This window comes from Endozoicomonas sp. ONNA1 (assembly GCF_024606325.1).
In the GTDB taxonomy this organism is placed as follows: Bacteria; Pseudomonadota; Gammaproteobacteria; order Pseudomonadales; family Endozoicomonadaceae; genus Endozoicomonas_A.
Window position 1 is genome coordinate 1 of record NZ_JAHHPN010000072.1, and the last position, 6,355, is coordinate 6,355.

Annotated in this window: 7 protein-coding genes; 2 read left to right on the top strand and 5 right to left on the bottom strand. The window is 46.5% G+C overall.

What is annotated here, in order from left to right; translation table 11 throughout:
• Positions 1-73: 73 nt before the first annotated feature.
• A complete protein-coding gene (locus KDK19_RS01585; RefSeq protein WP_257255595.1) occupies positions 74-1,084 on the bottom strand; it encodes a linear amide C-N hydrolase in 1,011 nt (336 codons plus the stop codon).
• A 97-nt stretch (positions 1,085-1,181) separates the two neighbouring features.
• On the opposite strand from KDK19_RS01585, the gene KDK19_RS01590 reads away from it, so the two are divergent.
• A complete protein-coding gene (locus tag KDK19_RS01590; protein WP_257255596.1) occupies positions 1,182-1,382 on the top strand; it encodes a hypothetical protein in 201 nt (66 codons plus the stop codon).
• Between the two features lie 375 nt (positions 1,383-1,757).
• Here the strand turns inward: KDK19_RS01590 and KDK19_RS01595 are convergent, their stop codons facing one another.
• On the bottom strand, positions 1,758-2,813 hold the full coding sequence (locus KDK19_RS01595) for a porin (protein WP_257288721.1): 1,056 nt from the start codon (positions 2,811-2,813) through the stop codon (positions 1,758-1,760).
• Between the two features lie 500 nt (positions 2,814-3,313).
• Between KDK19_RS01595 and KDK19_RS01600 the strand changes: the two genes are divergently transcribed.
• Positions 3,314-4,240, top strand: coding sequence for a LysR family transcriptional regulator (locus KDK19_RS01600; protein WP_257281437.1), 927 nt, complete (start codon positions 3,314-3,316; stop codon positions 4,238-4,240).
• 88 nt (positions 4,241-4,328) lie between these two features.
• Here KDK19_RS01600 and KDK19_RS01605 read toward each other — a convergent pair whose 3' ends face one another.
• The 3 genes from KDK19_RS01605 to KDK19_RS01615 form a co-directional block, all read right to left on the bottom strand.
• Positions 4,329-5,117 (bottom strand): hypothetical protein, encoded by a 789-nt coding sequence (locus KDK19_RS01605; protein WP_257274591.1) that lies wholly within the window; start codon positions 5,115-5,117, stop codon positions 4,329-4,331.
• 145 nt (positions 5,118-5,262) lie between these two features.
• Positions 5,263-5,865, bottom strand: a complete 603-nt coding sequence (locus tag KDK19_RS01610; protein WP_257255600.1) for a hypothetical protein — start codon at positions 5,863-5,865, stop codon at positions 5,263-5,265.
• A 65-nt stretch (positions 5,866-5,930) separates the two neighbouring features.
• The coding region (locus KDK19_RS01615; RefSeq protein WP_257291207.1) for a hypothetical protein at positions 5,931-6,355 on the bottom strand (425 nt) is incomplete at its 5' end.

Below are 6,355 nucleotides of genomic sequence, written 5' to 3' on the forward strand. Positions count from 1 at the left end.
CTGTTGTTTTTCAGTGTATTGTATCCTGCTTCAAGATCAAAAAAGCGAGCTAAACATAGCTCATTTTTATTTCTTAAAATACTTTCATTGAACTTCCCCTGCCGTACAGCGGAACCTCTATTCTTTGGTCAGATTCCAGTAGATCTTTGAAGTTCCACTCACGCTGACTCCAGTCGTCACCCATGTACTTAAACACAACATCACCAGAATCCAGGTTGTAAGTGATCGTGTATTCGGTTGCGTAGGTATTCATCCCATCCTGAGGTCGGTAAGCAGCCTGTTGTGGTACTTTGAATGCTGTACCTTCTACAGACATCATTGCATGTTTAGGAGAAGTGGCGTTTTGTAACTGCGAAACAAAGTACTTAGCAAACACATAGCGTTGTTCAGAATCAGTGTTGCCTGCCTCTAGTTGGAATTGGCTACCATAACCACCAAACTCTTTAAGCTGTTGTGATTTCTCAGCCCAGGCTTCATTCAGGTCCTTTTGGCTTGTGTTGGTCACAACTTGTGCGTCATCACCGCGGTATATGTTTACGCCATTTTCATCGTATTGAATAACAGCGCGGTCGCCGGATACGTCAGAGACAATGTAGTGCCAACGCGGTGGTTCCTGCATACCAGGAATAGTGGTTAAACCGACTTCAATATCTTTCACGTTGTCGATTACTTGCTCAACATTGTCAAAGTTTGCTAAAAAATAGCCTGCTAGCTCATTTTGACTTAGCGTATTGCCATCGCCTTTTTCTAATGCCATTCCGCGATAGTATTGAACGCTCGCTTGTAAGCCATGCTCATTAACGCCTTCACCGACTAATTTTCCGTAACCGCCAATCGCTAGAAAGCTATTTTTGACCGTGTATTCTTTATCGCCGGTCTCAGCGCCGTGAAAATTACGCTTTTCGCCTGCCGCTACTTTTAGAAGTAATGGTTTGGTTGACTCCATCCAATCCATTGTGCGTGTAACCACTGCTCCTTGTGGGCTATTCCAAAATACATTTGAACAAGCTTCAGTAATGGTGGAAACAGAAAGCGAAGAAATGACAAATGTTGTTAGTAAATTTCGATTGACTTTTTTATTCATAATTTTCTCCGATATAAAATATTCATTAACTTGTTTCGACAAATAAAATATGGTTTTTATTCTCTCTTTGCTATGAATAGAGTTATGAAGTTATTCGATGGCTGAATGTAAAAAACCATTGGGCAGGTATAAAAATAATATTTATAGCCGCAGGAATTCAGGATTAATATCTGATTCAATCGGTCATTTTATATTTTTGATGAAGCTTGCCGCTTCACCGGTATTATCTTCAGAATTTGTAGTGCTTTTAGCTACTTTTTTGGCCTTAGGGTGTATGAATCCTGTGCTGCTAGCCTGAACTGATAGATACAGGCTGCGCTGGCCAGTTCAAAAAAGTGTTGCCCATTTCTTGTCGTTTTTCTTGAGTCATTTGTAAGACTCCTTTGCGAAGCCAAACTGATATTTGGTGATCTTGAAAGGATGCTTTTTTTCATTTCCATTGGCTTAAGAAAATAGAGGTGATTTTGTAAAGTGTATTTATATGACTGTGTTTTTTTATGTTAAGAATTGGTGTTTATTAATCATTGTTGTGTTTTTTATTTTGCTGAGGTTTAGAGGTTGGAATGTATTTTTGTAACTGATTGGGCAGGTTTAAAATAAAAACTGAAGTAGATCCCAGTAAAAAAAGGCCAGCTAATGGGCTGGCCTTTCTTATGTCTTGCCTGATAGGCGATTAGAAGTAGTAACGAGCCTGCACAGACAGGGTGTTGTCACCTTCCTTCTTGCCATCAGTATTTTTGCTGTCGTCAATGGCGTATTCAACGGCGAACTGCATTGGGCCGGTTTCATAAATGGCACCAATCATGGTTTCTTTCAGAGTTGCCTCAAACTGGTCAGTGCTTGCTGAACTGTTGTCTTTCAGTTCGTTGTAACCTGCTTCCAGGGAGAAGCCTTGCAGAACATTGTTCATAGCCAGTCGACCGTAGAGTTCGATACCCTTGGACTTGGCGTCAAGGTCGCCACTCAGATTGGTTTTGTTTGTCAGCTCGCCGTACATGGCAGCCAGGTACAGTCTTTCGTTTTCAAATTTCAGGCCGGCGGTCGCAGACTTGGATTTCTCCTGATCTGCAAAAGTGCCTGTTTCTTCGTATTTAGTTTCAGAGTAGGCTGCGCCCAGGGACAGGCCCATGGCCAGGTCATAGCTGGCAGAGATGCCGAAACCGGAATCACGCTGGGCATTTGTTACTGTCTGATCCTGCATTTGATACTGAAGGCCGATGTTCAGACCGCCGAAGCTGTTGCGGTACTGGATAACATCATCGGCACGGGCAGAACCGTCGAAGTCACCGCCGTTTCGGCCATCATAGATACCCAGAGCGCTACCACCGCCGATGGCATACATGTCGGTCCAACCGGAAACGTCATACGTTACGCTCCAGTTTTTACCGGCAGCGAATGCACCCATTTCTTCATGGCTCAGGCCAACATAGCCCAGACGGTTGAAGAAGGTTTCTTCCTTATTGCCATCGGCGTCGTACTCATCTTTAGCGCGGAAGCCCCACTCTGCGACACCCTGGCCGGTCCATCCGCTGTCAAACTTGTGTGCGAACTTGAAGTTAATACGAGCACTGTCGTTGTTCAGGGTGTTATCGCCATCATGATTTTTGGCAACAACACCAACACGGCCACCAATGCTCAGGCTGCTTGTGCCGTCGTCGTAAACGTTCACTGCCATTGCTGGACCTGCCACTGCTGTGGCTACTGCTGCGGCCAGAATTTTCTTGTGCATGATCACTATGTCCCAACTAATTGTGTGTTTAATGTTGAAACGAGATTGTTATGTAGTTGTACTAACGGGTCACGTTGAAAGCATCAATGGTTATATCGAAATGCCGAATGTGTTAAGTGAGGGGTCGACGTGTAAATTACTTATCGGTCGGTTCAATGGGCTGAGTGAATTCTTTCACTGGTTAAGGGAGGCTGGAATGACTACTCTACTCGCTATGAATCGTCTACTCCGATTCATGTGTTGTGTGTATTTGCCGGCATCAACCCAGAGTCATTGATGCCGGCTTTTTTGTTTTTAGGGTTTAGTCCCTTTAAAATGTTTCCGGGTTCATCAGGTCGGTGAAAGGGTTTTGTCTTCTCCTCTTTTTGTCAGGAAGAGGCTAAAACAAAGTGCTTTCATGAAGCGTAAAAACAGTTTGTTTCAGTACATATAATAAGCAGTCTGGGCAGTCTTTTTTGCGCTGGGGGCATTTCTATGTCTAACAGAGAGATTGATTACTCATGGCCAGTAACCGGCTGAAAATGAGTTTGCTGCCCGCTTTGCAGGCTATTCTGGATACCGGCAGTGTAACCCGCGCAGCAGATCAGATGCATGTGACACAGTCCACAATGAGCAGGACTCTGTCACAGCTGCGAGAAGCGTTGAATGATCCCATCCTGGTCAGGGAGGGGAATCATATTTTCCTTTCTGAAAAAGCTCGTCAGGTTCAACCACTGGTTTCAAAACTGATGGCAGACTCTGAGACGCTTTTTGAGAATCAGAACTTTGACCCTGCAACCAGTGAGCACCATTTCCGGATAGGTTCAAGTTCGGTTGTTCTCGATCATTTTCTGATTCAGGCCCTGATTGAGCTTAAGCAGATTGCGCCGGGTATCAGTTGTTCTGTCTCGCTTCCGGACGAGGGTACGATTTACTCCATGGAGTCAGGTGAGTTGGATCTGGGGGTGATTGTCGCTTTTCCTGAGACGACTGAGAACCTCTGCAAAGAAGTCATTAATTCAGCGTCGTTTAATGTTCTGATGCGCAAGGGACACCCGATGAGCAGTCGGGAAACGCTCGATCTGACCGAGATGGATCAATTTCCCTTTGTGGTGACCCAGGCGGTCATCGCTGCCAGTCCTTATATCAATCAATTGCGTGAGCAGTATGCCTTTTTACGGAATCCTTGGCTTAAGCTACCAAGCACGGAGGCTGCTTTGAAGGCGATTCAATCCAACGACGCATTTACCATTGTGACCAATGTGGAGTATCTGGCGTTGGATTTGTTTGAGGATTATGTCCTCCTTCCTATCTTGTCAGACTCTCCGCCCCTGAGCTTTGAACTGGTGTGGCCGGAACATTGGCAGTTTAACCAGGCGCATCAGTGGATGAGAGGCTTTTTGTTAAGTAAGTTTCAGGAGTTTTTTAAAGCGAGCGAAAAACTTTGATCCGGAACACCAGTGCTTATTTGGCCTGATTGTTGCCGACGCTTCTGTTTCATGACCTTTTCATAATAATGGTATTCATTCATAGCGGTTATGCTTGCTGCGACTTCTTACGTTTACGTACCTCATCAAGGCTGACCACATTATCTGGCAAAGCCAATGGTGCGTCCTGTTCGATAACAGTAGCTGTTGCAGCGGGAAAAGGATTCGGAAAATCCCCGTGGGGCGTTTCCGGATACGCCCACACAGACAGACCTTTGGCAAACCTGAACAGCCAGTCATCCACCATCCGCGACATGGGTATAAACCTCTCCATTTGTCTGGCTCCAGGAAACAGCCTGGCCTTTTTGTGGACGCAGTTGATGCGGTGCATTCCCAATCCGATCTCTTCACTCTCGTCTAGCTGCTCCAGCCCATATTGTTCATAGGACTGACTCAGCCACTGCTCAGCATCCGCAACATGTCCGTTGACGCTGAGGTCGGTATTTCTGACAAACCGGATTTCCTTCTCCATATCCAGAAACTGGTCATACATGCTCTGAGCTTGCTCTTCTGTTGTAGCTCCACTCTCCATGGCCATATGAATAGATTCTCTGACCCAGCGATTGGTAAATCGCTCAGCAAACTCGTCTAAATCGCTAAACATCGGGTTAGAAAACAGAATGGCATAACGACTGCGGGCTTCTACTGCAATCACGTCCGTGTACCGTTTTCTATTTCGGTAGCCCTTAACCGCATGCACCTGCCAGGCAATGACATTATTGCCAGAAGCAATGGGCTGAGTGCCTATGCGCTTACCATCCGGACTGGGTAAACGATTCAGATCAACCTTCATGTGCTTACAAAAGGCATTGGTGGCAGAAATTAATACTTCAAGCATTCGCGGTATCTCTTGGCTGTTCTCTCGCGAGAGGGCTTACTGGCTGAATATTACAGATTTGAACTATCAGTCAAATCACTGCGGGATGCAAGCAAGGACAAAGTAGTGACATTACTTTACAGGCAGGCTTCGGGGAACAAGTTATTCACTCGAGCAATGAACCCTGAACTGCCTCATTGTACTGATCAGGCCTCTCACCATCAATCAACAGTTCCTCTTCCTGGTTACCCTGCCCATCCAGAACCCGGTAGAGTAGAGAATAAGCGACCCTCCACCGCCTTTCTGCTACTTGCAGGGTGACTGATTTAGTATTCAGGCGGATGACATGGCCAAAACGTTCCTCTCTATGCTTATCTTTAAAACCCAGCAGATCACCCACAGCAATAGCATGGCGACTCAGCCCCCGTTGAGTTTCATGATTGACGCGGGTGTCGGCACCTTCGAGATTGAGCATGTAGTAGGGTATTGCCCAGCGTTTGCCATCGGTAAAATCCAGCACCAGTGCCCGCTTTTGCCTGAGCTGCAGCACCTCACAGTTACGCAGCGAATTGCTGCTACGGTCAAAGTAGCTTAGCTTGTGCCCTATGGTCAGCGCCGCCTTGATGCGGCCAATTCGCTCTGATGATTCCAGTTCGCGGTCAATCATGGCATTCAGCCGGAACAGATCAAAAGTGCTTGCCCGGTTCAGGGCTTCCAGCAATTGGGCGTAGTCCATGGTTGGTTTGGCAGGAGGGTTACTGTTATTCATTCGTCGTGATTATTCCAGAAAAGAATATTCGACCATCGTCACGTTCTGAAGTATATTTGCACATATCAGACTCCACCATCCAACATCTCCCGCAAACTCTGCTGCATCACCGCCTTAAACGCCGCATCCGTGGCCAGCAGTTTATAAAGCTCCAGCTCGTTGCGCCGGTTATTCAGCATCACCTCATCAAAAATCTTGTTAAAGGCCAAATCCCGGTTGTGGCGATCAGCGTTCCCCTGGTACTTGGCGGCAAAGTCCGGATGGTTCCGAATACTGCTGGCCATGCTCATAAACTTCACCCGTTGCAGGCCGTAGGAGGACAAATCCACCGAGTTCAGCAACTCATCTTGTGCATAACCATAGTTCAGCGCAACGGTGGCAACACCTTCTGCTACCCTGTTCCTGTGCTCAAGGCAGGTGCCGGTAAGCTGCTGTTCGATGGCGGCCTCAAGTGCCTGCTCATTGGTTTGGCTGACCATAATCATCTCTC